This is a genomic window from Dietzia sp. NCCP-2495, from assembly GCF_026011735.1.
GTDB lineage: Bacteria > Actinomycetota > Actinomycetes > Mycobacteriales > Mycobacteriaceae > Dietzia.
Genome location: NZ_BRVN01000004.1, coordinates 61,832 through 88,146 on the forward strand (window position 1 = coordinate 61,832; position 26,315 = coordinate 88,146).

A 26,315-nucleotide genomic window follows, 5' to 3' on the forward strand; every position below is an offset into this window, starting at 1 on the left:
AAGGCGGTGACTGCGGCTACACCCCGCCCCCCGCTGCTACTCAAGGGCAAGCTCAAGTCGAGGACTTCTCCCGATCACAGAAACTGACTTTCTGGCTCGGCTTAGAGCTACGTAGAGCTGCCTTGGGTCGGAGAAATTCTGGACATTCGCGATGAGCACGTGGTCGAACTCCAGCCCTTTCACTAGCAGAGTCCTAGAGGCGATCCGTTTACGCTCGCTGCGGCCACCGTGGCGTAGCCGGTCGCGAACGACCGCCAACGCATCTCCCGGCGACGTCCCTTCCTCGACGACAATCGCGACTGCTCTGAACGTGTCGTCCCAGGCTTCTTGCCGGTAGAGCTTCAGTCCAGGGGCTGTCCGGATCGCAGCGGCTGCCATGCACAGCTGGTCGTAGACCGGATTCGCGATGAGGCCATCAAGAGCAGTCTGCACCGGCATCAGCCCCTCGCGCTTGAGGTCGGAGACCGTCTGGCCCTTCTCAAGCCGTCGCTTGACCGTGGCGTCAAGACCCGCCAGGCCAACGAAGCAGCTCTTGGCCATCTCGACAAGCCACGCTGCCAGTAGAACGTCCTCCTCTGCCGGGAGGTTAGCGAGATGCTTGGCCATGAATCGGCCCGCCACGTCCTCCATTACAGCGTAGGAGCCGCCGAGACGGCTTGCGTGATTGGCGACCTGATCTGGCAGCTTGTCGAGTAAGACAACCGATTCCCCGGCGCTCGAAAGGTCGTACGCTGCCTTGTTAACTGTCTGTACCGCGGTCTTGAAGTCGGACTGCCTCCAATCAAGTCCCACCACGGAGTGTGCGGAGAAGTCGAACGAGCCTCCATTGACCAGGGACGGCCGGATGTCGAGTAGCCACTGCCCGAAGCTCACATTGTGTTTGCGCCAGCGCTGCGGCACGTACGGGACGGCCTTGGGTGGGTAGCGAGGCGTGACATGGGTGTCCCAGTCCATCAGAGGGCGCTTCTTGTCGAAACCGAAAATGGCCTGTAGGCGGTCACCTAGAAGGACCGCTCGAGGCACAGCCTCGGAGATCTCGACAATCAGCTCGTGTTGGTCGACGGTGCAGTCCTGGTACTCATCGACGAACAGGTAGCCGAAGCTCACGGCGTGGACCTGGCGCACTGCTGCAGTATTCGCCACCACAGTGGCACCCTCGACATACTCCCGGGAGGTATCCCAGTTGGGAACTGCAGGGACGCTGATTCCAGCGATACCCGGGAAAGACCGTGAGAGTATGAACGCCCAAGTGGTAATTGTTTCGACTCGCACCATGCTTGACGGGACACCGAAGCGTCTTAGTCGACTCCGGATGGCATCCACACCGGCATTGGTGTGCGTAAGGACGAGCGACCTCACGCCTTGCTTAGCCGCCGTGGCGACACACGCCGCTAGGAGCTCCGTCTTGCCGGTTCCGGCGGGCATCTCCAGCGAACATGGCGCTTCGGCAATTACCTCGGCTGCCAACCTGCTCAGCTCATCGCTACCCGCCTGCATCGGTCGACTCCGCGGCTTCACGAGTTGGCGACACTTCGTACGCGAACGCCTTGATCAGATCGAGCCGAGCGAACACGGCTACGAGGTTCGGCGAGGTACGCCGCTCCAGCAGCCACTCTCCGAGCGCACGCCCGGCGTCAACATTCTTGAACCAGCCCCGCTTGCTTGCTGCGAGCGCAACAAGCTCGCGAGCCTCCTCGATGCTTTGGGCGCCGAGCCAGTCCGCCACCACCAGGTTCCTGACCTGCGCTCGGCCCCGGCTGTTGATGTCGTCGAGCACCGTGCTCGTGGCGCCACGATGTTCCACTCCGAGCGATATGAAGTCCTGAAGTTCGTCAGTATCGAGCTGAGAGCAGATTTGAGACTCGATGCAGTGGGGGAATTCCCAGCGGACAACTGTGGCGCCAGCCTGCTCGGCTTTGACTACGTGCGGGTCTGCTGTGCGCACATCATTGTCGATCAGGGCCAGCGCGGAGCATCCGAGCGGTGCCATTGCTTCAGCTCGATTGACAGCCTTCTCGCCACCGTTTCCGTTCTGGATGGCCAGTCCCTCGCCGGCTGCAGTCGTGAACCCTGCTGCGCTGCGCTCTTGGTCCCAAGTATCGAAACAGGCCGCCAAGACGCCGTGTTCGGTCTTGCCTTCCCCGATGACGATCTTCCGAGCCAGCAGCGATGACGGAGCCGCCCGCCGGAGTGCCTGCATGACTTCGCCCGCACCGCCGAGCGAAGTGATCTTCACTTCACCGTTAGATGTCTGGACTACAGAGAGACTGCTGATCGGAGCCTGTTCAACTACGACGGGGGAGTGCGTCGTCACGAAGACTTGCGAGTAAGGATCGCTGTCGAGGTAGCTGAGCAACCGAACGGCCCGGTGCGGTTCGAGGCCGCTTTCCAGCTCATCGACTACAGCGATCGCCCGCTCGCCGGCTGCCATCTGCTGTATGGCCAGGCTGACCAATCGGCGGCTACCGAGGCCAAAGGCCATCAGCGGAACGACGTCTTCGTAAAGCGCCAAGTTGGCCCCCATGCCAGAGCGTGAGGCATCAAGGCCGGCCCGGACGGCCTTGAAGTCACTGGACCCCACCTTGTTGGCGTGGTCCTGCACCTTCTTGACCAGTTCTTCTAGAGCAGCGCTGCCGTGCCCTGCGAGCGCCTCCCGAGCGGCTCGCTCTGCCGCCGCTAGGGCTTCCCGCTCCGCGCCGTCTTTGGCCGACATTCGCCCGAGAGCCGAGGTGCGAGTCCAGCGCAACTGTGCATCGGTTCGGTCATCGACCCGGAAGGTCGAGAACTCGCGCCGCTGGCTGGAAGTGATGTTGCGTGCTTCGCCGTCAGCTCGGAGGACCTCCCACTGCGGTTCGAGTGACTCGCCAACAGTGAGGCGAACCACGAGGCACGGCTCAAGGCCATCCTCTGGCTCCTGGTGGATCTGACCGTTCGCAGCGAACCCGCTCTGCCAGAAGCCGAACGTGCTGTCCTTTCGGAGCGACACGGGTACGTCTGTCAAAACGGCCTTGATTCGAATCGGCACCGAGGGGTTAACGCCATAGAAGTCGACGTCCGAGAACGAGACGTTCCAGCGGTCACCAAGCAACAGGTGGACCGCTTCAAGAATCGTCGACTTGCCGCTGTCGCCCGGGCCGATCAGGACGATTAGGCGCTGGTCGGTCGGCAACGACCAGTCGAGCTTCCTAATCCCACGAAAGTTCTCGACGCTGAGGTGACGGACTCTCATGGCTGCTGTTGGGTCTCCTCCACGCCGTCGCTGGCGCACGATCGAGGCAGGTGTTTCACGCATTCCCCTGCAATTAGTGTTCACATGCGAAGCTACCGTCGAGGGACGAACGGTATGCACCCTTCGGACTGGAAGGTTGAGTGCTAGATCTCTTCGAAGAAGTCTTCGTCAATGCGATGCAGCACCACGGTGTGTGATTCCTGCACGCCGACGCCGTACTGGACCAGGAGGCGGGCCAGGCGAGCGCCGTCGATGAGTTCGATGCGGGCGTTGATTCGCTCGGCTTCCAGTAGGGCGCCTCGGGTGAACGACGAGGTGGTGATGAAGACGCCTCGGTCGCCTTGTTTGCCTAGGAGGGCGCCGGCGAATTCGTGGATGCGTGGGCGGTCGACGGTGCGGTCGAGGGCGTAGCGCTTGGCTTGGACGTAGATGCGGTCCAGTCCGAGGGGGTCTTGGCTGATGATGCCGTCGACGCCGGCGTCTCCGCTGGCGCTGGTGCGCTCCACGTTGCCCGCTCTGCCGTAGCCCATTTTCTCCAGCAGGCGGATCACGAGGTCTTCGAACCCGGTGGGGGACAGGGTGAGCGCTCTGTCGAGGAGTTCGGTTTCCAGAGTTGCCTGGTTTTCTAGGACTGCGGCGTCGATGAGATCTTGCGGGGTGGCGATCGAATCGTCCAGGTCCACCGGGGGTTGCGGTGTCTTCGTGCCGTCTCGGTTCCGGGCTCGGTCACGGAAAGCACGGAAGGACTCGAACTGCTCAAGCACGGTCAGGTCGACACGATCGGGGTGCTCGGCGAGGACGCGGCGTCCCTCGGCGGTGATGACCGAGTAGCCGCGTCGTGGGCGGTGGATGAGCCCTGCCTGGGCCAGGTAGGAGGTGGCCCAGCCAACCCGGTTGTAGATCAGACGTGAGCGCCCCGACGGGGTCATCTGGGCCCGCTCTTCGGCGGTCAGGTTGAACTGGTCGGCCATCGCTTCTTTGAGGTCGCGCAACCGATGCTCGCCTCCGTCGGCGAGGTACTCAAGGACCGGGCGCATCAGGGTCTGATAGTCCGGGATCGTCACTGGGGGTCCTCGGTGGTGAGGCTTGTGACGAGTTTGGTGGTTTCGGTGGCCACGGTGGTGACCCGGGCGATCAGGTCGTAGATGTACTTCGGATCGCCGACCTCGTCGCACCAGTCGTTGGGGTCGTTGACGATGCCAGAGGGTTTGTCGGTCTTGACCTGCCACCGATCGATGACCCAGCCAAGCGCGGAGCGGGAGCCGAGCATGTAGTCGTCGGCCTCGGGTGGGATGCCGGTGATCGTCACCTTCGAGTTGTAGATGATCGTGGTGGGATCGTTGACGAGCTTGCCCGTCTCCTCATCGCGGATGCGGGCCCACTTCATCTTCCACACCCGCCAGGTCTCGCGGTCCTCGGCGGAAGCGCCCTTCTTGAGCTCGACCTTTACGGGGTACGGCTCGACCTTCTCGTAGTTCATGTGCAGGTCTGCGAGCACTTGGCCCACACGCGTGACCGTCTCGAACCGGTCCCGGGTTTCCGGGGTCGGGATGTGCGGCAGCATCTTCTTCAGGTCAGCGGCATAGTCAATCCGGTAGTGCGGGTCATGCAGCTGGCCGTATACGTAGTAGAAGATGTCGTCCTTGCTCACCTGGGGCCCGACAGACTGCCGGTAGATCGCGAGAATCTCGTCAGTGATGTTGTCGACCCGGCGATACCCGTACTCATCGACTTCGGCGTCGTCGGCGAAATTGAACCCGCCATCTGCCGCATCGACCTTCTTATAGGTCCACCGGGGGAAGAACTGACCGCCGCTTCCAGCCCCGGTGACATGGAGGTCTGGCAGAGAATTCAACATCAGCACACTGAACGGCACAGCCGAACCATTGCCGACCTGGTAAAAGCCGACATTGGTGTGGTGGGGCGTCGGGAAAATTGATCGGAGCTGGTAGAGCCTGTCGTTTAATCGCGAATCGACGTAGGCCCACTGTGGGCTGAAAGGCCTGTAGGTCGACGGATAGACGAACTCGTCGCTCCACTCGAGTTGGGTCCTTCGGAGGACTTGCCGCCTGAGGGAGTGGTTCCAGCTGATCTTGCCCCCCGCTGTGTGGTGGGGGTTGTCTCCTAGGTATCGGGTGAGATTCTCGTCGGTGAGCTTGGAGGCGCCGCGGCTGTGCTGCTCGAACTCGGTCTTGACGGTTCGGTACTGATCAAGCAAGTTTCCGATGTTGCGGCCGAGCTCTTCGCTGGAGTAGTTGTAGCACCAGGCGTCCCGGCCGGTGGAGAGGCCGCGCGAGTGTGCGGTGAACACGGTGACTTGGCCGGGCTCGCGCTTCTTGGCGCCAATGGCGGGCCAGGTGGCGAAGGTGTCGTCGCGTTGGCCGATCCAGTCTCCATGGGAGTTTGGGATGATATTTGACCAGGCGATGCTGCTCAGATTGGCATCGGCGATGATGCGGAGCTTCTCTTCTCGGGTGAGGTAGTCACCGATGTCCCGGTAGGAGATCGCGCAGGGACCGGAATGTGCTGGGTTCTTAACCCCGATCCAGATCGCGATGGTGGCTTGGGAGCCTGCCCCGAATATCTGTCCGCCTTCTTCCTTCCAGTTAGATTTGCGCATGTTCCCGCGAAGGTTGAACACGTAGATGTGGCTGTATTCGTCGGCGAGGCTCAGACGGATGCCGTCGGCGGTGTTGCCGTCGATCCAGCCACCGTTGGAAACGAACGCGACGACACCTTGGTCGCCGATGCGGTCGGTGGCCCAGCGGAAGCCTCGCAGGTAGGAGTCATAGAGACTGTTTTTGTTGGTCGCGGTGGAGCGGGCCGCATACGACGAACTGATGCGAGCATCGAGGTGCGGGTACTTGACGTTGGCGTTGAGGTCATTCGCCGATCCCTGGCCCACCGAGTACGGAGGGTTGCCAACGATGACGTTGATCGGAGTCTCGAGCTGCCGGGTGATGCGGTCGTTGTTGGCGGGAAAGACCTTGAGGTCGAGCTCATCGCCTTGTTCGTGGATCTGGAAAGTGTCAGCGAGCACGATGCCGGGGAACGGCTCGTAGCCGGCGGTGTCGGTGTGGCCGGCGATGGCGTGATAGGTGGTCTCAATATTGACCGCGGCGATGTAGTACGCGAGCAGCATGATCTCGTTCGCGTGGATCTCTGATGCGTACTTCCGGGCCAGGTCCGCCGGTTGGATGAGACCGGACTGGAGCAGGCGGGTGATGAAGGTGCCGGTGCCGGTAAATCCGTCGAGGATGTGCACGTCGTGGTCGGTTAGGCCTCGACCGAAGGACTCGCGCAAAGCCTGGTCGGTGGCGCGGAGGATGAAGTCGACGATCTCAACGGGGGTGTAGACGATGCCGAGGGCATCGGATTGTTTGGCGAATCCGAGCTTGAAAAATCTCTCGTACAGCTCCGCGATAACCTGCTGCTTGCCCTCCGCGGAGGTGACCTCGGAGGCGCGGACGCGGACGGAGTCGTAGAACGAGTCGAGTTTCGCGGTCTCGGCGTCGAGGTTGGCGCTCGCGAGTTGGTCGACCATGGTCTGCATGACCTTGGAGACCGGGTTCTGGGCGGCGAAGTCGTGGCCCTCAAACAGGGCGTCGAAGACGGGCTTGGTGATCAAGTGCTGGGAGAGCATGCTGATCGCGTCATCTCGGCTGATCGACTCGTTGAGGTTTGCCCGCAGTCCGTCGACGAAGTCGTCGAATCCTTGGGCCAGTTCGGGACCGGCAGCGGCGAGGGTGGCGTTGATGCGGGTGATCTGCGCGGCGGCAATGTCGGCGACATCGGCGGCCCAGTCTTCCCAGTAGGTGCGGGTGCCGACCTTGTCGACGATCTTGGTGTAGATCGCCTCCGTCCACTCAGATAGGGAGAACAGCGCCATCTGCTTGGTCTGTTCGGCATCGCCCGAGCTGCCGGCACCGGAGTCAGTAGGAGAGTCGCCGCTGCTGGTGGACTCGTCGGCGGGGCCAATGTGCCCGCCGAGGAGTTGGTCGACGCCTTGACCGGTCTTGTCCCGGGTCTTGGAGTTCAGGGCGATGGAGTTGACCATCGCGTTGAACCGATCGTCATGTGCTCGCAGGGCGTTGAGGACCTGCCACACGGTTTTAAATCGCCGGTTGTCGTTCAACGCCTCCGACGGCTTGACGCCGTCGGGTACAGCGACGGGCAGGATGATGTAGCCGTAGTCCTTGCCTGGTGCTTTGCGCATCACTCGCCCGACAGACTGCACCACGTCGACTACGGAGTTGCGGGGATGCAGGAACAGCACCGCGTCCAGGGCGGGTACGTCCACGCCTTCGGACAGGCAGCGGGCGTTGGTCAGGATGCGGCACTCATTGGCATCTGGTTCGGCCTTGAGCCAGGTCAACTCCTCGTTGCGCTTGAGGGCGTTGAAGGTGCCGTCGACGTGGTGCACCGAGCAGTTCAGGGACCGGTTGGTGTCGGCGATCTCCTGGCCATCGTCTTCGGCGTGACGCAGCAGGTCTTGGTAGGACTCCACGACCCGAGGCAGCATCTCGGCGACCTGCTTGGAGGACTTGATGTCGCGGGCAAAGGCGACGGCTCGGCGCATCGGCGGCTCACCGGGGGCGAAGCCCTCACCTGTCGGGGAGGTGCCGGCCCGTTTGGCCAGTCCGTTCCAGCAGCCCACCAGCTTGGATGCATCATCGAGCTTGAGCTCACCGGCATCGGCCAGATCTGATTGAAGCCGGCTGGCCATGACCGATTCGTCCACCGTCAGGACCAGGACCTTGTAGTCGGTGAGCAGTCCGCGGTCGACGGCCTCGCCGAACGAGAGCCGATGGAACTCGGGACCGTACGTGTCTAGGTCATCCATGGAGGCGATCTCCGCGGAGTGATCCTCTGCCTTGTCCTTGGTATCGTCGTTGAACAGGCGCGGGGTGGCGGTCATGTACAGCCGCCGGCTGGCCTTAAGGAAGTCCGGGTCGTGCACTGCGACGAAGTTCGACGCATCCTCGCCTGCGAGGGTGATGCCGGTCGTGCGGTGCGCTTCGTCGCAGATCACCAGATCGAACGGGTCCACACCAAGGCTTTGGGCCTTGGAGACTGAGGGCAGTGATTGGTAGGTGGTGAACACCACCGTCATCCCCGCTGCCCGCTTGCGGTGACTCATCTTCTCTGCGAGCTGCTCTGGGCTGGTGGTGACTGGAATGGCGACGTCAGAGGTGTCGTAGTCCTCTGCTGCACGAGAGACCTTGGTGTCCGAGCAGACTGCGAACGCTCGAATATCCAACTCGGAGCGGGCAGTCCATTCGCGCAACGTCTGTGACAACAGGGCGATTGAGGGGACGGCGAACAGGATGCGGGCGCGCCCGCCGTTGTCGAGGGCTGTCTGCTCAGCGATCTTCAGCGACGTGAAAGTCTTGCCAGTGCCGCAGGCCATGATGAGCTTGCCCCGGTCGTTACCCTCGGCAAACCCGCGGAACACCGCCTCCAGTGCTTCCTGCTGGTGCGGGCGCAGGGTGTAGGGCGTGGACGGGGCCAGGTCGACTTGTAGCTCGCCTTGGGGCCACGCGATGTCCCAATCGATCGCTGACTCGGCGAGGTCCTCGAGCGAGATCCGCTGGACCGGGATGGTCTGCCCATCGAGGGCGCCTTCGGCGTGCTTGCCCCACTTGTTGGTCGTGGAGATGATGACCCGGTTGGTGAACGGGGCCTTGCCCGATGCAGTGAAGAACGAGTCCAGATCGCCCTTCTGTAGGGAGTGGTCGGGCTCGTAGAACTTGCACTGGACGGCGGTGTACTCACCGGTGTCGCGTTCCCGGGCGACCAGGTCGATCCCGGTATCGGGCTTGCCGTCCCGGCCGGGCCAGTCGATCCACCGCCACACCTTGTCGTACTGCTGCGACAGCATCGGATCGAGCTCGAAGTAGCGCACCATGAGCTGCTCGAACTTCGTCCCTCGCTCCGAATTCGTCGGAGCCTGACGGAACGCCTCGATCACCTCATGCACAGAAGCCATGACGCCAGTCTTACAAGTAGGGACTCATCGCCGTCCGGCGGATCCAACTTTCGATTTACGGGAGTTCCCACTCCCAGCCGCCGCCGTCGTAGTGAAGGATCAAGTCGGTCGCTCCTGCTGGCACGTCTAAATTGAACGTCGCGCGATATTGCGAGTTGGAGGCCAAGCCGGAAGCCAACTGTTGCCACGTGCCGCACGAGAATGAGTAGTTGCCCTGCTGGGCGGTGACTCCCGAAGTCGTCCCATCTTCTTGTACCCATTGCCAACTGCCCGGGTTGAAGAGGGCTCCAGCCGAGAGTCGGTACTCCTCCGGCACATCCGCCGTAGCTATCGAGACATCAACACGCGTGGGGACCCCTGTCGGGGGCTCATAGCTGTCGCACTGCTCATTCTCTACGATCTCGTCCACGGTAAACGTGATCCACCTCGAGTCGGGGTCCTCAGGCAGCCCTAGGCTTCCCTGCTCCCCGACCTCCTTCAAGATGTACCCACGAGGACTCCGCTGCGGGCCGTCGCGCTCTTCGAGCCGCCATCAGCCGAAGAGCAGCCCGCCAAGAGCAGTGCGGCAGCCAGTGCTGGGACCACGTACTGAACCTTCATCCGTCCTCCATCGTCAGATAAGAGCGTTTATATCAGCAGCATCCGACAGTGCCTTCAGTTAAACCCTTGCTGGAGGGGCGATGATCGACGTTGTGACTCTTACCTTCGTTTGGCGGGATTTCGCAGGTTCGTTTGGCGGTGTGAGGCGATGCCGATGACGAGGATGGAGCGGGGTTCGCGACCCATATCGATTTCGGGCCGTAGTTATGAGCACTATTGTTAACGCAGTTCGCTCTCGGAACGATTACTGAATCGAACCCCACCACTTCTACCGAGGACACCGTATGCGCCGCGCACTCAGATCTCTGCTGGCCGTTTCAGCTGCCTCCGTATGTTTACTGGCCGGCGCGGGATCGGCCAGTGCGCAGGATGCATGGCCAGTCGATCCGGGCCCAGGTAGCGCGGTGCGCCCTGTGGATGCTGGCCCCTATGTCCTCACCTCCGATCAACCGGAGTTCTACAACCCGGCCGATCAGCGAGTTCGGATTATCACCCCGTTCGGGCACTCCACCCGGATCGTGTGTAGCGGCTTCCGTGCGTTCAACGACTGCTGGCAAGCCGATCGCGATGGGCACCCGCACAAACTCGAACTGATCTTCGGCTTCAACCTCGGTTCGGTTTCTGCGCCGAACGTCTTCCTCTACCCCGGCATGATTCCTGGTCTGTAGCCAAGCCAGATTCCGTGAGGTGCGGCTCCAGTGCCCTGTCGGATCCCCGCGGGGTGCAGTAACATCAACTGGAGACTGATCAGGTCGTCGGGTATCGGCCCCCCCACACCCAGGGGCCCCAGAAGGATGAGACGCGTAAACCGCGTTCCTTACCTATGCGCCGGGCAGGAGCCAACTCACGTCGGGGCGGGCTTCACTCGCCCGTCACCGCGACTGTCACCGGCAAAGCCTTTCGTGGCAGAGACGTCAATGCGGGCGGGAGGCAAGAGTGGAGGCCTTCCTCGTTCCGCTCCTGCCGCCTGTGGCGATGTCGCTCGCGCTTTGGGCGTGGATCATCTGGATTTCCTTTCGGGCCGCGGGTCGAGGCACGCAGAGAACGACGGCCGCCGTGTCTGTGCTGCTGTCGATCTGCGGAGCTATCGCTTTTCTCGGGTTCAGCGGCAGCGACGATTACAACGACTTCCCCGGTTACACCTGTGCCCGTCGCGACGGGCACGTGCCGGACGGCTTCCCTCCCGACCGGCTTCCCCCGCAGGAACAGGTGAGCACTTTCCATACCAATCTCGACTGGTCCCACGGGTACGAGTTGCTTCCCGCGGGCGTCCGCTGTACTTACTGGACCAGAGACGCCCCCAGCGTCACGGTGGTCACTCACAGCCCTTGGTCTTACTCGGTGTGGATCTACGGACTGCTCATCGTTGCCTTGGCACAGGCCGCACGAGTCTTCGACCCGGACCTGCTTTCCCAGCGCCATCGCTGACCCTTGGCAGCAGTTCGGAGCCAGCCCAAGCGGCATAAGTCTCGACGTCGTCTGGCAGCTCGTCTCGCCTCCGATCTTCGCCAGCCTACTTATCACTCTGGACTGCATACCGACAGCAGACTGAGCGCGCCCAGCTCCCGGAGCCTGCCGGATGTTGCGCCGCTGACCTTCTGTCAGCTCGTCCCTTAAACGATCGATTCTGCGACAATCGGCGAGGCTTGCAGTTCACTGCCGGGGCCCGCTCGGGGCCTCTACGCTGAAGGCATGCCGGTCGAAGTGGTGGACGCTCCCAATACTCGCGGGACTCGCTTAGCGTCTGGCGCTGTCCGCGCCGCAAGCGTGGTCGCTGCGGTGGTCGCCGTGGCGTCTTCCGCTGCATTCATCGTCCTTGCAGCCGACAGGGTTCCATTCAGCAACTACAACGTGACGACCACCGACTGGCTGCTCGTTTTCGTGGTCTCTGGATACGCACTGGCGATTGCCGGCTTAGCGTGGCTGATCGCACTGATCGCGGCGTGGCGAAAGCGACACCTTCGCACACGTTGGCTTGCTGCTCCTCCCGCCCTTCTGGCGGTTGGCGTGCTCTCCGCCGTACCGATAGGTCTCGCTATCCCTGAGGGATTCGATGCATCCCGCCCTGAACTCGAAGCAGTGGCCGCTCAGGCCCGGTCACACCCGCCGGGGTGGTCGGAGAACTACGGTTACGACGACCCGCGCCATGTGGGGAATATGGATGTCGGCTCAGTGCTCCACCGCAAAGATGGGGTGGTCGTGGTGAGCAATGCCGACTCTGGCCTCTTCTTCCAGATGAGTGGTTGGGCGCATTCACCCGAGGGCCCGCCCACCTTCGATCCCGGAGTCAGAGGGTTAGAGGTAAACCACCTCGAAGGGCCCTGGTACTCGTACCGGTACGTCTTGTAGTGGTGCCCCAGACTTGTCGACTGAGCCTGAGGACCGCCATTCAGAACTGCAGAAACCCGCCAAACGAAGCTGCTAGTCACAGTTTGGAGGCGCAGCATTCCCGCTGTGTCGCAGGGTGTGTTTCACCTCTTGCGAAACAGGCGCCGCTGGGGTCTAGAGGGCCTACGACCCCGTTGGTCGGCATCCCAGATCCTGCGCCACGAATGCGCCTAGCATCGTTTGGCTCCACGATGTCCTGCCCCGCAAGGAACCGGGCCCAGCCACCTACCGCACTAGAAGGCAGAATCTTGCACTTTCAGACAATTCTCAGCAGTCCCAACCAATCCCATTAAAACTGGCTCAAAATCCCAGAATCCCAAGATTTCGACCCAGAGTCCCAACTTTCGCCTTGCGCGGCACCTACAGCCCCCGCGCCATGTCCACGAACCGCGAGTAGTGCAGCTGGTGCGCCACCGTGATGGTTGCCGTGGGACCACCTCGGTGCTTGCCCAGGATCAGATCCGCCTCGCCGGCGCGCGGGTCGTCGCGTTCCGTCGAGTCCGGGCGGTGCAGCAGCATGACGATGTCGGCGTCCTGCTCCAGTGACCCCGACTCACGGAGGTCGGAGACCTGCGGACGCTTGTCGGTGCGCTGCTCGGGTCCACGGTTCAGCTGTGAGATCGCGATGAGGGGCACGTCGACCTCCTTGGCCAGTAGCTTGAGCTGACGCGAGAAGTCCGACACCTCCTGCTGGCGGGACTCGACCTTCTTGCCCGAGGACATCAGCTGCAGGTAGTCCACCACGATCAGCCGCAGGTCGTGCTTCTGCTTGAGCCGTCGCGCCTTGGCGCGGATCTCCATCATGGTGAGGTTCGGCGAATCGTCGATGAACAGCGGCGCCTCAGAGATCTCTCCCATCCGCCGTGCCATACGTGTCCAGTCCTCGTCGCTCATCGTGCCGGACTTCATATCGGACAGCTTCACCCGCGCCTCTGCGCTCATGAGGCGCATGACGATCTCGGTCTTGCTCATCTCCAGCGAGAACATGACCGAGGTCAGCCCGTTCTTGATGGAGCAGGACCGCATGATGTCCAGGCCGATGGTGGAGTTGTGCGTGGGAATCGAGGTGGGTCCGGCGAGGTACAGGTGATCGTCGGCTGCGACCTCGATGCACCGGACCGGGACGCTGTCCGCGCTGCGTACGTCGGTGATGATCCGGGCCGGGCGCCCGGAGTCGGGATGTTCGGGGACGACGATCCCGAAGTCGGACACCAGCATCAGGGTGTCGAGCGACTTGGTGGTGACCACCTGGTTGGTGCCGCCCATCTCGATGCGCCACTCGTGTTCGGCATCCGCGACGATCTCGGCACCGTCGTTGAACCGTACGACGAAGCAGGGACGATCTTCCCACACCTCGGTGACACCGGTGACCTCGGTGGGGTTGCCGTCGACGCCGAGGACACGGTCGCCCACGGCGACCTCGCCCATCGTGGTCTGCCCCTCGGGCGTGGGCAGGACGGTGTCCAGGGCAAGCGCCTTACCGACGCCGGGACGCGCGGCGATGATGATCATCTGGCCGCCGTGGAGGCCGTTGGTAACGGCGTCGAGATCCGCGAACCCGGTCGGCACACCCTTGCTCAGGCCACCGGCGGTGTGGATGTTGTCGATCTCGTCCATCGTGGGCTGGAGGAGCTCCTCGATCACGACGAAGTCCTCAGTCGTACGCCGCTCGGTGACCTCGAATATCTCCGCCTGGGCCCGGTCGACCACCTCGGTCACGTCGGCGCCCTCGGACCCCGAGTAGCCGTACTGCACGATCCGAGTCCCCGCATCGACGAGACGACGCAGGACGGCCTTCTCCGCGACGATCTCCGCGTAGTAGCCGGCGTTGGCGGCGGTGGGGACTGTCGAGATGAGGGTGTGGAGGTACGGCGCACCTCCGACGCGGCGCAGTTCCCCACGGCGGTCGAGCTCGGCTGAGACCGTGACCGCATCGGCGGGCTCACCGCGCGCGTAGAGGTCCAGGATCACGTCGTAGATGGACTGGTGCGACGGCTTGTAGAAATCACCGGGCTGGATCTCCTCGACCACGTCCGCGATCGCGTCCTTGCTCAGCAGCATGCCGCCGAGGACCGATTGCTCCGCGGTCAGATCCTGCGGAGGCGTCCGGCCGAACTCTCCGCCGCCATTGTCCTCGGGAGGTGGTGCCATATTGCCGGGATCGTCGAATCCCCCCTGCGCCATGACTGCTCCTCTCCGCTGTAGTACTGCCGTGTCACCGGCCCGTGCGACCTCTCCACTGTAGGTCACTCCCCCGACACGCCCGGACGCACCAGGTCCGAGTTATCCACAGGTTTATCCACATTCGCGAGTGGCCACCTGTGGACAACTGTGGATGACTGTGAGTTACCCGGGCGAGATGAACGGTGAAATGTGGATAACTCGTGGAATGGCCAGGTCATTCGGCCAATAACCGCAGGTCACTGCAATAGTTGCAGGTAGAGCGCCCGGTGGAGAACCGCCGATACCACGTTGGATTCCGAGACACAACGGTTACCCGAAAGTGAACCAGGGCATCCGTCCAAGCAACTTTAACCTAGCTTTCCTACGGAGTTATCCACAGGGAGTCCACACCCCGCCCCGGGGTCGTGAACACCCGCGCCTGCACGGGGATTCCACGGATCGTTGCCGGTCGGCGCGCTGCCAACTCCGGCGCGCTGCCGACTCCGGCTCGCGGCCATCGCTGACTCCCCGTCTACGCCGCGCCCACCGACCCTCAGCACGAGTCGTCCCTCGAGCACGAGTCGACCCACTGCACTCACCGACCCCCGAGCACGAGTCGACCCGCAACACGACTGAGGGCCCCGGCCGTCGTGGTGACGGCCGGGGCCATCAGCCCTGGTACTTGACGATCAGGCCGGGACTACCTCGACCGCGACGTGCGCGGTGGTGTCGTGACCTAGGTCGACGACGACGCTGTGCGCGCCGGTCGACTTGATGTGCTCCTTGGGCATCTGCACCGAGCGCTTGTCGAGCACGGGGCCGCCGGCGACCTTCACGGCCGAGGCGACGTCGCCCGCGGTGACCGAACCGAACAGCTTGCCGGTGTCGGAGGTCTTGACCGCGACCTTGACGTTCTCGAGCGACTCGAGCTTCTGCTTGAGCTCGTTGGCGTGCTCCGAGTCGCGCACCGAACGAGCCTCCTGGGCCCGCTTGATGGACTCGATCTGACGCTCCGCGCCCGGGGTGGCCACAATGGCGAGCCCGCGCGGGAGCAGGAAGTTACGACCGTATCCGCCCTTGACCTCGACGATGTCGCCCGGAGCACCGAGCTTGTCGACGTCGGCGGTGAGGATCAGCTTCATGATCCGTCTACCTTTCTTTCCTCCGACGATCCGACCTGGGCCGGGTTGTCGCGAGGTCATGTCTCATGCTTATGGGGGTGGGGCGAGCTGCGCCCCTGGGAACTCGACCCGTCCTAGAACGGGGGCTCGTCGTCCATGCCGCCGAACCCACCGGAACCGCCGGCCTGCGGGGCACTGCCCCACGGATCGTCGTTCTGGGGCCGACCCTGGCCGCCGCCATAACCGCCCTGCTGTGGCTGGCCTCCGCCGTAGCCACCCTGCGGCTGGCCGCCGCCCTGAAAACCGCCACCCTGGCCGCCGCCGCCCTGGAAACCGCCCCCGCCGCCTTCGCGGTTGGTGCGGGTCACCTTGGCGGTGGCGTACTTCAGCGACGGACCGACCTCGTCGACCTCGACCTCGTACACGGTGCGCTTCTCGCCCTCACGCGTCTCGTACGACCGCTGGCGAAGCCGGCCGTTGACGATGACGCGCATGCCCTTCTGCAGGGACTCGGCGACGTTCTCCGCCGCCTGGCGCCAGACGTTGCAGGTGAGGAACAGACCTTCGCCGTCCTCCCACTGGTTGGTCTGCGAGTTGAAACGACGCGGCGTGGACGCGATACGGAAATTCGCCACCGCGGCACCCGACGGCGTGAACCGCAGCTCGGGATCCGCGACGATGTTTCCGACCACGGTGATAGGGGTGTCGCCCTGTGCCATGCGCTTCTCCTCCGTGAAGAACGACTGCGTGCGCAGCCTGAGGTTGTTGGTGATCGAGGCCGACCGACCGTGCCCAGATTAGCGGGCTGGTCGGACAGTCAGGCTCACTTGCCGGTGCGCATCACCTTGGTGCGGAGCACGTTCTCGTTCAGGCCGAGCTGACGATCCAGCTCCTTGACGGCGTCCGAGCCGGACTTCATCTGGATGACGGCGTAGATGCCCTCGGTCTGCTTGTTGATCTCGTAGGCGAAGCGGCGCTTGCCCCAGACATCGACCTTGTCGACCGAACCGCCCTCTTGCCGGATCACGTTGAGGAACGTATCCAGCGACGGCGCCACGGTGCGCTCGTCGAGACTCGGATCGAGGATGACCATTACTTCGTATTGACGCACGGGACCTCATCACCTCCTGTGGACTACAGATATCGGCCACGGTGTTTCCGTGGCAGGAGGGTCGTTGCGTCAGCAACCGCTCAAGGCTACCCCGTCGGCACGCCGCTGATGAAATCGATCCCCGCGATCACCTGCGAGGACTCCCCACTAGAGATCGTCCAGTCGGATATGGCCGTCCTCGAGCGCCCTCAGGAGGAGTCGGACCTTGGTCCGGGCCGGGCGACCCACGGCGTCATACTTGGACCGGACCCGCTGGATGTAGGTGCTCACCGTCGAATCCGCCAGGAAGAGCCGCTCGGTGACCTCGCGCTTGCTGTCGCAGACGAGCCAGGCGATGAGGACTTCGATCTCGCGCTCACTGAGGTCTGGGCGGCGGGGAAGCATCGCGGTCATGGAAAACTCCTTACAAATGAGAATGCTCTCATGATGTGTCCGGCACGCACACCGGTCGAGCGGAGTCGAGTTCTCCGTACAAGTCCGTACGGATCTGTCATACGTTCACCTGAAAGTGGCTTACCAACCAGCGCATATGTCCCCCGTACCCCCTATAGAGCACCGTACGATCAACATCGTGAACACCCACCGCGGGCCGTACGAGAACCCTCTTCCGCCGTCAGGACCCTCTCAGGTTCAGACACGGGAAGAGCTCGGAGCGGCGTTGACTCTCCTCCGGATCAGGGCCGGACTGTCCGTCAGGGACGTCGTGCGGTCCGTGCCGTCGCTCTCTCTCGGCACCGCCTCCGGGTGGTTCTCCGGGCAACACGTCCCCACCCGGGCGAGCGAGTCCACGCTGATCGAGATGCTCGGACTGTTGGGCGCGGACTCCGATCTCCCCGAGTGGCGCGCAGCAGTCGAGCGCGTCCGGTCCCGGCCCGGGCCCAGGCGCAGGTCCCGGAGAGTCGGCACCGCCGGCTCCGCCGCCGATCCGGCAGACGTCCCCGGGCCGGGATCGACGCACACCACAGGCATCGGGTCCGCGACGACCGACAACGGAGAAACCACGTCCGCGACGCCCTCCGGCACCGCCGCCCCAGGCGTGAACGCGCGCGCCGCCTCCGACCCAGGGGTGAACGCAGGCACCGCCGCCGGCCAAGGCGCGAACGCGGGCACCGCCCCTGACACCGGCACCGACCCCGGCTCGGGCAGCACCGCGCCCGCGGCACCGCCACCCGACGATTCGGCGTGCCCCTACGTCGGGCTCCGTCCGTACCACCTCTCCGACGCCGCCCTGTTCCACGGCCGGTCGGCCGAGATCACGCAGGTCCTCGACCGTGTCGCCGCGCGGCGCACCCGGCCGCTCATCGTGGTGGGAGCGTCCGGCTCCGGCAAGTCCTCGCTGCTCGCCGCCGGTGTGGCACCCCGCTGGACGGAACAGGGAGCCGTCGTGACGATCGTGCGTCCGGACGGACTCGTCGGGTCGCACGCGACGTCCCCCGGCCCTCTGGTCGTGGACCAGCTCGAGGAGATCTGGTCAGGCGAGGTCGCCGTCGACCAACGACGCCGGCTCCTGGCAATGCTCGGCCGTCGCGCCGGGGCCGGGCTTCCCACCGTGCTGGTCCTGCGGGCGGACTTCTTTCAGTCGGCGCTCACCGAGCCGGTGCTGCGTGACGCCCTCGACGACCCCGTGGTGGTGGGTCCGCCCAGCCGGTCCAGGCTGGCGGAGATCATCGTCGAGCCCGCACGGTCACTGGGTTTCACCGTCGAACCGTCCCTGGTCACCCTCCTGCTTGACACGGTCGCCCCCGCCGACGTCGGTTCCGAGAACGGCTCCGACGACCGCTCCCTGCTCCCCCTGCTGTCGTACGTACTGCTGATGTGCTGGGAGCGCAGCCGCCGACGGCGGATCACGGTGGCCGACTACTACGACTCGGGCGGAGTCGAGGGCGCGGTCCGGGACGCCGCCGAAGCCGTGTACCAGGGCCTCGATCCGGCGGGACGCGCATCCTGCCGCGCCCTGTTCCTCCGACTGGTCGACGTGAGCGCGGGCCGGGCCGTCCGCCGCCGCGCCCCGGCGGGGGAACTGACCGACGAGCTCGTCGTCGTCGCCACCTCGTTCGCCCGCGTCGGCCTCCTCACCCTCGACGACGACGCGGTGACACCCACCCACGAGATCCTCTTCTCCTCCTGGCCGCGCCTCGTCGACTGGATCACCGCGGACCGCGAAGCCCTGCGCGTGTGGGCGCGCGTGCGCTCCGACGCCGCCGACTGGGAGGCCTCCGGGCGCGGCGAGGCCGCCCTGCCCACCGCGTCGGCCACCGCCGACTACCTGAAGTGGAGGGACGACGACGACAACGGCCCGGGCACCCACCTCGCGGAATCCGAGCGCCAGTTCCTCTCGGCGGCCGAAGCACACCACGAGTCCGTCGCCCGCACCGACCGGAGGCGCATCCACGCGCTGACCGCACTCGCCGCCTCCCTGGCCGTGGTGACCGTCCTCGCCCTGGTCGCGAGCGGTCTCGCCCTCTCCGCCACGTCGGAGGCACGCCAGACCCGCGACGTCGCGCTGTCCCGCTCCGGAGCCGTGTCCTCCACCAGCGCCATGAACCGCGACCCCGCACTCGGCCGCGCGCTCGCGTTGGCCGCCTACCGCATCGCGCCCACCACCGAGGCGCGGTCGGCCCTGCTCAACACCAGCCGCGCCGACGTGCCCCTGCGCTATGAGGCGGCGCCCGGCACCGGCCGCATCGAAGAGATCACCGGCACCGGCTGGTTCGCCAGCGTCAGCACGGACGGCGTCCTGCGACTGTTCGAGGGCGGCGCCGACGACGCGGGCGCAGCCCTGACGCTCGGCACCGGCGACAGGACCGAGATGTACTCCGTCGACCTCTCGCCGGACGGGAGCGCCCTCGCCATCGCCGCCCAGAGCGGGGTGCACCTGGTCGACGTGCGGGATCCGGCCGCGCCCGAGCACCTGTCGACCCTCGAGCCGGAGAACGGCTCGTTCCACTCCGTCGCCTTCTCTCCCGACGGCTCCACCCTCGCCGCCGGGGCCGGGGACGGCACGGTGCTGCGCTGGCCGTTGACACTGCGGCGGGGACTGCCGACCGTCACCGTCCGGCACCCGGTCGTCGCGGTGCCCGATCCAGGGGACGAGCAGGCCAAACAGGTCGAGGCGCTCGCCTGGCTCCCCGACTCCTCGACGCTGCTGGTCGCCAACCGCACCTCGCACGTCAAGACTCTGCTCGACGCCGGGGCGGACGGTACCGCCCGACGGGGACCGGAACTCGACACGGGCCCTGCCGCCATCCCGCTCTCCCTGACCGTGTCCGAGGACGGCCGCCGGATCGCCGCCGGCACGACCGGCCGGGCGGTCCACCGCTGGGCGCTCGACGGGCGCGACATCGCGGCCGCACGCCCCCTGCCCGAGCTCGCCGGGTGGAACGCCTACGTGGGCGACGTCCACTACGACGCCACCGGCCGCCTCGCCGCCGCGGGCTCCGACGAACGGCTGCGCGTCTACGACCCGGCCGGCACGCTCCTGGTCGAACTGTCCGCCTCGCAGGTCGCCACCGGCATCCACCTGACCAGCGACGACCACCTCGTGTCCTTTTCCGTCGACGGCCTGATCCGGAACTGGAGGCTCGACCGCCTGGGCGCCGCATCGGAGTCCAACTCGATCTTCCAGACCGCCTCGTCCGCGGACCGGACGACCGGGGTCCTCGGCGTGACCGCGGCGGAACTGCACCACACCGTCGTCGACACCACCGGACCCGTGCCGCGCGAGACCGGACGTGTGATCCCCGACGACGACACCAGGTTCTCCGGCTCGGTGGCGATGTCCCCCGACGGCCGGACGGTCTACGCCGGGCTCACGGACGGGGGCATCCAGGTGTTCACCGCGCCGTTCGGGCAGGCCGACCGGTCTGTCGGGACACTGCCCGTCGTCTCGGGAGTGGTGGTGGCCAGTCCGCTCTCCCCCGACGGCGGGACCCTCGCGGTCTGCAGCGACACCGACCCCACCCTCGCGTTGGTCGACGTGACCGACCCCGCCCGGCCCGAGATCCGGGCCAGCGTGGCGCTGCCCGACGCGTGCGTGACCGCCGAGTTCTCCGCCGACTCACGGCAGCTCGTCGTGCCGACGCTCGGACCCGAGACCCTCATCGTCGACACCAGCGATCCCGACCGGCCGACAGTGGCGCACCGGCTCACCACCGGGATCGGCGCGTCGCCGTCCGCCGGCTACGCACACGACGCATCGCTGTTGGCCACCTCGGGTGGAGACCAGACGATCCGGCTCTGGGATGTGAACGATCCCGTTGCGCCGACCGAGCTGGCGTCGTTCCCCGCGCCGGGAGGGGAGATCTACTGGACGGCCTTCTCCGCCGACGACCAGCTGCTGCTCATCACCTCGAGCACCGGGCAGGTGACGGTCGTCGACGTGTCCGACCCGGGAGAGCCCGTCCCCTGGGCCGTGCTCGGCGCGACCACCGACCCACTGCTCTACCAGGGGCGCAGCGCCTCGCCGGACGGTGGTCTGCTGGCGGTCGGCGTGGAGGGCGCGATAGTGATGTGGCAGCTCGACCCGGAAATCGTGATGGACGAGGCCTGCACGGGCGGCGTCCAGCTCACCGACGAGGAATGGGGTCAGCACTTCCCCGACACCGAGCCGTTCGCGCTCTGCGACTGACGCAGGGCGGATCAGCCGTGCTTGAGGCCGATCGTCAGTGCCAGCACCACCGGGAGCACGGTGAGGAAGAAGAACGCCGCCACGACCCAGCCGATCCACACCTGCTGTCGCCAGCCCGCCCGGAAGCCGGCGGCACCGGTCACCATGCAGACGAATCCGGTGAGAATGCACAGGAACATCCAGATCATGGCGCTGGTGCTCATCGGGAGGGGTTCTCCTTCTCGGTGGGATGGTCTCCGCCGGTCGTGACCTCGGAGGCCACCGGCTCGTACGGGATGGACTCGACGGTTGAGGGGTGCGCGGCCGGCTGATCGTCGACCGTCGCGGACCGTGCGGGTCGCCCGCCGATGACCGCCCCAGGGGCAGCAGCGAGGCCTAGAGCGCGATCTGTAGCAGGCTCGGCCAACACCCCCGCCAGGGGATCGGTGCCGCCGGGATCACCGCGATGACTCCGGCGTACCAGGTCGCGGCCCGGCTGGTAGATCTCCACGATCACCACCACACACACCGCCACGACCAACGCGTCCCGGACCAGCACGAGGGAGTGGAACAGCTCGGGATCGATCCCCTTGTTCGCGACCCCGTGGAAGTACGACATGTGCGCGACCCACAGCAGCGCATCGAACGCCATCCACGGCAGCAGGACCTTCACCCGGGGCACGGCCAACACCGCCAGCGGCACCAGCCACAACGAGTACTGCGGACTCCACACCTTGTTGGTCAGCAGGAACACCGCCACGATGAGGAACGCCAGCTGCGCGATCCGCGGAGTCGTGGACGCGGTCAGCCCGATCACCAGCACCGCCACGCACCCCACCGCGAACAGCACCAGCGACACCATGTTGAGCGTGGCGGGAGCCTCCCCCGCGGCCCGGCCCGCGTCGAACCCGGCCCACCCGGTGAGCGTCTGGATCGCGACGTAGATGCTCTCGGGATTGGCCGGCCGATCCGAGTTGAGACGGAAGAACTCGCGCCAGCCCTGCGGGAACGGGATCAGGATCGGCAGATTGACCGCCGACCACGCCACCACGGCGGCGCCCGCGGACAGAGTGAGCTCACGGAATCGTCGTCGTCGTATCGCCACGACCAACCACGCTCCGAACAGGAACAGCGGATACAACTTCACGGCCACACCCAGGCCCAGCACCACCCCGGCCCACACTGGCCGGCGACGCGCCCACAACAGCAACGCGACCGAGGCGAACGCCACCGCCAGAAGGTCGTAGTTCGTGAACGCCTGGAACACCACCAACGGGCTCGCCGCCATGAGAACGGTGTCCCAGGGCCGACGCCCCGCGGACCGGTAGGTGGCCCAGACCGCGATCATCCAGAAGAACGCGAGCACCACCACACCCAGGACGAAGTATTTGACCACCTCGATCGGGCCGCCCGGGAAGATCGCGTGCCACGCCTGCGCGCCCTGCGCCATCACGTACTGGAACAGCCCCGAGAGCACCGGGTACTCCATGAACCGGACGTCGCCTGAGTCGGTGGTCCACGAGTACTTGTACGGGAACGCGCCCTGCCCCAGGCCCTCGATCGAGTACAGCGGCAGCGGATCGGCGTAACACGCCTTGTAGTACTGGCGACCGTCCCACATCAGGCCCGGCTGCGAACCGTCGGTCGGGTGCGAGGTCTCCAGGCAGGCGGCCTTGGAGAAGAAACCGAACGCCAGGAAGACCACGGTCAGCAGCATGATCACGCGCAGCGGCGTCCAGAACCGCTGGCGGCCGACCACCGCGTGCTCACCGACCGGGCCGCCCCACGCGTCGAGGACGGAACGCGCCGGGCCGTCGCCGGGACGCTCGCGCTCCTCCGGCGTCAGGGAGCGGAGGTCCTCGTCGAGCGGAAGCGGGGAGACGCGTCCGTTGCTCAGCACGGCCACACTCTAGTCGACGCCCCGCCGGCCCCGTCCGGGTCGAGTCGTCAGGGACGAGCCGGCGAGGTCGAACGGACCACGTCGAGACGTCAGGGCGGTCACGCCCCCGGCGTACCGCCACCGGCCCCCGGGTCGCCGCCGCCGGGCGGGGCGGCCGGGGCAGGTGCGGGCTCGGGCGCGGGCGCCGGTCCACCGGCGCCGGGGATCACGATCTCGGGCAGGCCCGGCACCTGGATCGTCAGCGGCGGTGCCTGAGGTGCGGGAGCCGGAGCCGGCGCCGGCTCCGGGGCCGACTCGACGGGAGCTTCGGGCTCAGATGAGGTGTTCGGTGAGTACGAGTCATAGGTGGAATCACTGCTCGAACCGGAGGACTCCCACGACGGTGCCCCCGCCTGGCCACCGATCGCGCCGGGCGTGGGGAACTGCTCCCAATCGGTGCCCGAGAGCGCTCCGTCCATGACGGACTTCCAGATGTCCGCGGGCAGCCCCGCGCCGTACATCGTCCCGCCGTAGGCGTTGTACAGCGGCTGATTGTCGTCCGTACCGACCCACACCGCCGTCGCGATGGACGGGGTGAAGCCGACGAACCACGCGTCCTTGTTGTTGCCCGTGTCGCCGAGCTGCGTGGTCCCGGACTTGGCCGCGGACGGACGTCCCCCGGCCAGACTGTGACCGTTGGAGTACGCGGCGATCGGTTGCATCGCGGAGGCGAGGTTGTTGGCCACGTCCTCGTCGATGACCTGCTCGCCCTCCGGCGCGGAGTTGTCCAGCAGCACCTCTCCGTCCGCGGTCTCGACCTTCTGGATGAAGTGGGCCTGGTGCAGGACGCCCTCGTCGGCGAAGGTCGCGAGAGCGCTGGCCATGTCGCGGACCCGGACCGGGTACTGACCGAGGATGATGCCGTCGTACGGGTCCTCGCCCTGCTCGGTCAACGTCTCCCACGGCAGGCCGGGGATCTTCTTGGCGATGCCGGCACGATGCGCGATCTCCTTCGTGTCGTTCGCCCCGTTGTCGAGCATCCGCTGGAGCCGAATGAACGACGTGTTGAGCGACATCTTGAGCGCCAGCGACACCGAACAGGAGCCACAGGACTGGCCTCCGACGTTGGTGACCGAGACGTTGCCGGTCTGCACGGGCGCCGACGACACCGTCGTGCCCAGGCCGATTCCCTGCTCGAGAGCGGCGGCCACGCCGAAGATCTTGAAGGTCGAGCCGGTCTGGAGCGGGGCGTTGGCGTAATCCCAGCCCTCGGCCTCCTCGCCGCCGTAGTACCCCACGACGCCACCGGTGTTCGGGTCCACCGAGACCACCGCGGTACGGGTGGACTCGTTCTCGCCCTGCATGTTGTTACGGACACCGTTGAGCACCGAAGCCTGGGTGTCCGGATCGATGGTGGTGGTGATCTTCAGCCCGCGGGTGTTGAGCATCTGCTCGTCGATGCCGGAGTTCGACAGCTCGGCCAGCACCTGACGGCGGATGGCGCCGTTGGTGGGGTCGCCGACGTTCTGCTCGACGACCTGCGGGTCCTGGACCACTTCCGGGAACACCGCGCCGCCGCGCAGGCCCGGGTCGACCGCACCCATCTGGACCATGCCGTCCATGACGTAGTTCCAGCGGTTCTCGGCGGCCTCGCGGTTGGCGAGCGGGTCCAGAGCGGACGGCGACTGGATGACGCCGGCCAGCAGTGCCCCCTCCTCGACAGTGAGGGACTCGACCGGCTTGTTGAAGTACGCCGTCGAGGCGGCCGCGATGCCGTACGCGCCACGGCCGAAGTAGATGGTGTTGAGGTAGGCCGCGAGGATCTGGTCCTTGGACCACTCGTTGGTCATCTTGGCCGCGATGATGATCTCTTTGGCCTTGCGCTCGTAGCTGACCTCGTCGCCGACCAGGGTGTTCTTGACGTACTGCTGCGTGATCGTGGAACCGCCACCTGCGGTGGCCTCGCCGGTGATCTGCCCGATCGCCGCTCGCCCGATGCCCGTGGGGTCATAGCCCTCGTTGGTGTAGAAGCTGCGGTCCTCGGCAGCGATCACCGCGTCGCGGACGTGTACCGGGATCGCGTCGATATCCACCAGGGTGCGGTTGCCCTCGGGCGGGACGATCCGCCCGATGAGGGTGGAGCCGTCGCTCTGGTAGATCTCGGAGATCTGGTTGGAGAAGACGCTCCCGGGCGTCGGGACCTCGACTCGGTTGTAGGCCACCGCGACGATCACCGCGGGGATCACCAGGACGACCACCGCGAGAATGATCAGCGTCGACCAGATCGGGTGACGACGGAACCAGCCGCGCTCCGAGGAATCGTCATGATCCCCGTCGGCGCGACGGCGTGCCTGGTCACTTCGCGACATCATCCAACCTCCTGCGAGCGGATCCGACCGGTCCGGGCGACCCCCGGTGACGATGCTCTGGCAACTATTGTGTACGAAAACGGGCCTCATCCAGAACCGGCGCGCGTCGTCTCCCGGTGTTCGGGCGGGCCCGACGCCCACCGCCGACGGTCATCAGCGCAGTTCGCGGGGCATCCAGCGCGGCCAGCGGGCCGCGCGATGTGAATTACCGTGCAGACGCCGGCGACGCGCGCTAACGGCGCATCTGTCGGACCACTCTGCGGACCCGCCTGCCCTCACCCTCGGGAAGGCCGAGTTCATAGGACAGCACGAGGTGGTTCCACGAACAGCTCCGGCACACCTCCACCACGTGGACGGTGAACGCGTCATGGGTCAGTGCCAGGTGCTCGATCTCGTCGGCACCGCGGGCGGACCCCGAGGCCGATCCGAGATCGTCCCCGAACACCCAGGACACCTCGGTGAGGTTCTCCTTGCGGCACACGGGGCACACTGTCTCCGTCGCGACACCGTGGAAACCGGCGGCCCGCATGAGATAGACGTCGGCATCGCAGACCTCGCGGAGCGACAGACCGCCCTCGCGGAGCTCGGACAGGACGCCGCGCCGACGCAGCGCGAAGTCCACCACCCGTCGTCGCGTCAGCGCCGCACGGCCGGTGGCGTCCTCCGCCCGGGGCGGAGGACCGGGGCGCGGGTCGCGCATGTCGGCCTGGTCCACATGGCCAGACTACGACCCCGACGCCGGGCCCGTGCGCGAGCGGGCCCTTCCCGTGGCCCTGTCGGTGACCTGTCCACCGACAACCCCACCGCACTGGCCACCGCACTCCTCGCCCGGGCGAGCGGACGAGGTGTCGACACGATGG

Annotated in this window: 17 protein-coding genes; 4 read left to right on the plus strand and 13 right to left on the minus strand. The window is 65.7% G+C overall.

Annotated elements, in window-relative coordinates:
• Positions 1–36 precede the first annotated feature (36 nt).
• The 4 genes from OPF83_RS05770 to OPF83_RS05785 all read right to left on the minus strand — a co-directional run bounded on the left by OPF83_RS05770 (position 37) and on the right by OPF83_RS05785 (position 9,218).
• Positions 37–1,497 carry a UvrD-helicase domain-containing protein gene (locus OPF83_RS05770; RefSeq protein ID WP_264886287.1) on the minus strand — a complete coding sequence of 487 codons (1,461 nt, stop codon included), beginning with the start codon at positions 1,495–1,497 and terminating at the stop codon, positions 37–39.
• Positions 1,484–3,229: an ATP-dependent endonuclease gene (locus OPF83_RS05775; RefSeq protein WP_264886288.1), complete on the minus strand. Its 1,746-nt coding sequence runs from the start codon at positions 3,227–3,229 to the stop codon at positions 1,484–1,486. The genes OPF83_RS05770 and OPF83_RS05775 overlap by 14 nt, the downstream gene beginning before the upstream one ends.
• Before the next feature lie 143 nt (positions 3,230–3,372).
• Positions 3,373–4,293 carry a restriction endonuclease gene (locus OPF83_RS05780; RefSeq protein ID WP_264886289.1) on the minus strand — a complete coding sequence of 307 codons (921 nt, stop codon included), beginning with the start codon at positions 4,291–4,293 and terminating at the stop codon, positions 3,373–3,375.
• Entirely contained in the window at positions 4,290–9,218 is a 4,929-nt protein-coding gene (locus OPF83_RS05785; RefSeq protein WP_264886290.1) for a DEAD/DEAH box helicase, read from the minus strand. Before OPF83_RS05785 ends, OPF83_RS05780 begins: the two co-directional genes overlap by 4 nt.
• 884 nt (positions 9,219–10,102) lie before the next feature.
• Between OPF83_RS05785 and OPF83_RS05790 the strand changes: the two genes are divergently transcribed.
• From OPF83_RS05790 to OPF83_RS05800, 3 genes are all read left to right on the plus strand, one after another.
• Positions 10,103–10,486: a hypothetical protein gene (locus OPF83_RS05790; protein ID WP_264886291.1), complete on the plus strand. Its 384-nt coding sequence runs from the start codon at positions 10,103–10,105 to the stop codon at positions 10,484–10,486.
• A gap of 268 nt (positions 10,487–10,754) precedes the next feature.
• Positions 10,755–11,246 (plus strand): hypothetical protein, encoded by a 492-nt coding sequence (locus OPF83_RS05795; protein WP_264886292.1) that lies wholly within the window; start codon positions 10,755–10,757, stop codon positions 11,244–11,246.
• 264 nt (positions 11,247–11,510) lie between these two features.
• Positions 11,511–12,167: a hypothetical protein gene (locus tag OPF83_RS05800; protein ID WP_264886293.1), complete on the plus strand. Its 657-nt coding sequence runs from the start codon at positions 11,511–11,513 to the stop codon at positions 12,165–12,167.
• A 399-nt stretch (positions 12,168–12,566) separates the two neighbouring features.
• On the opposite strand, the gene dnaB is transcribed toward OPF83_RS05800, so the two are convergent.
• The 5 genes from dnaB to OPF83_RS05825 form a co-directional block, all read right to left on the minus strand.
• Complete coding sequence (gene dnaB / locus OPF83_RS05805; RefSeq protein ID WP_375546217.1) at positions 12,567–14,390, minus strand: replicative DNA helicase; 1,824 nt, start codon at positions 14,388–14,390, stop codon at positions 12,567–12,569.
• A gap of 668 nt (positions 14,391–15,058) precedes the next feature.
• Complete coding sequence (rplI, locus tag OPF83_RS05810) at positions 15,059–15,511, minus strand: 50S ribosomal protein L9 (RefSeq protein WP_264886294.1); 453 nt, start codon at positions 15,509–15,511, stop codon at positions 15,059–15,061.
• Positions 15,512–15,624: 113 nt separating this feature from the next.
• A complete protein-coding gene (locus tag OPF83_RS05815) occupies positions 15,625–16,209 on the minus strand; it encodes a single-stranded DNA-binding protein (protein WP_264886295.1) in 585 nt (194 codons plus the stop codon).
• Between the two features lie 104 nt (positions 16,210–16,313).
• Positions 16,314–16,601 (minus strand): 30S ribosomal protein S6, encoded by a 288-nt coding sequence (gene rpsF / locus OPF83_RS05820; RefSeq protein WP_264886296.1) that lies wholly within the window; start codon positions 16,599–16,601, stop codon positions 16,314–16,316.
• Positions 16,602–16,748: 147 nt separating this feature from the next.
• A complete protein-coding gene (locus OPF83_RS05825; protein WP_264886297.1) occupies positions 16,749–16,994 on the minus strand; it encodes a LuxR C-terminal-related transcriptional regulator in 246 nt (81 codons plus the stop codon).
• 178 nt (positions 16,995–17,172) lie between these two features.
• Between OPF83_RS05825 and OPF83_RS05830 the strand changes: the two genes are divergently transcribed.
• Entirely contained in the window at positions 17,173–21,228 is a 4,056-nt protein-coding gene (locus OPF83_RS05830; RefSeq protein ID WP_264886298.1) for a hypothetical protein, read from the plus strand.
• 11 nt (positions 21,229–21,239) lie between these two features.
• Here the strand turns inward: OPF83_RS05830 and OPF83_RS05835 are convergent, their stop codons facing one another.
• The 4 genes from OPF83_RS05835 to OPF83_RS05850 form a co-directional block, all read right to left on the minus strand.
• A complete protein-coding gene (locus OPF83_RS05835) occupies positions 21,240–21,431 on the minus strand; it encodes a hypothetical protein (RefSeq protein WP_264886299.1) in 192 nt (63 codons plus the stop codon).
• Positions 21,428–23,107: a glycosyltransferase family 87 protein gene (locus OPF83_RS05840; protein ID WP_264886300.1), complete on the minus strand. Its 1,680-nt coding sequence runs from the start codon at positions 23,105–23,107 to the stop codon at positions 21,428–21,430. The genes OPF83_RS05835 and OPF83_RS05840 overlap by 4 nt, the downstream gene beginning before the upstream one ends.
• A gap of 98 nt (positions 23,108–23,205) precedes the next feature.
• Entirely contained in the window at positions 23,206–25,455 is a 2,250-nt protein-coding gene (locus OPF83_RS05845) for a transglycosylase domain-containing protein (protein ID WP_375546220.1), read from the minus strand.
• 232 nt (positions 25,456–25,687) lie between these two features.
• Complete coding sequence (locus OPF83_RS05850) at positions 25,688–26,170, minus strand: DUF5318 domain-containing protein (RefSeq protein ID WP_264886302.1); 483 nt, start codon at positions 26,168–26,170, stop codon at positions 25,688–25,690.
• Between the last annotated feature and the right edge of the window lie 145 nt (positions 26,171–26,315).

Bases quoted from the DNA above. Each gene is read 5' to 3' on its own strand.
- OPF83_RS05835 (WP_264886299.1), bottom strand. From the start codon at position 21,431: ATGAGCACCAGCGCCATGATCTGGATGTTCCTGTGCATTCTCACCGGA.
- OPF83_RS05785 (WP_264886290.1), bottom strand. From the start codon at position 9,218: ATGGCTTCTGTGCATGAGGTGATCGAGGCGTTCCGTCAGGCTCCGACG.
- OPF83_RS05775 (WP_264886288.1), bottom strand. From the start codon at position 3,229: ATGAGAGTCCGTCACCTCAGCGTCGAGAACTTTCGTGGGATTAGGAAG.
- OPF83_RS05790 (WP_264886291.1), top strand. From the start codon at position 10,103: ATGCGCCGCGCACTCAGATCTCTGCTGGCCGTTTCAGCTGCCTCCGTA.
- OPF83_RS05825 (WP_264886297.1), bottom strand. From the start codon at position 16,994: ATGACCGCGATGCTTCCCCGCCGCCCAGACCTCAGTGAGCGCGAGATC.
- OPF83_RS05815 (WP_264886295.1), bottom strand. From the start codon at position 16,209: ATGGCACAGGGCGACACCCCTATCACCGTGGTCGGAAACATCGTCGCG.
- OPF83_RS05800 (WP_264886293.1), top strand. From the start codon at position 11,511: ATGCCGGTCGAAGTGGTGGACGCTCCCAATACTCGCGGGACTCGCTTA.
- dnaB (WP_375546217.1), bottom strand. From the start codon at position 14,390: ATGGCGCAGGGGGGATTCGACGATCCCGGCAATATGGCACCACCTCCC.
- OPF83_RS05770 (WP_264886287.1), bottom strand. From the start codon at position 1,497: ATGCAGGCGGGTAGCGATGAGCTGAGCAGGTTGGCAGCCGAGGTAATT.
- OPF83_RS05845 (WP_375546220.1), bottom strand. From the start codon at position 25,455: ATGTCGCGAAGTGACCAGGCACGCCGTCGCGCCGACGGGGATCATGAC.
- rplI (WP_264886294.1), bottom strand. From the start codon at position 15,511: ATGAAGCTGATCCTCACCGCCGACGTCGACAAGCTCGGTGCTCCGGGC.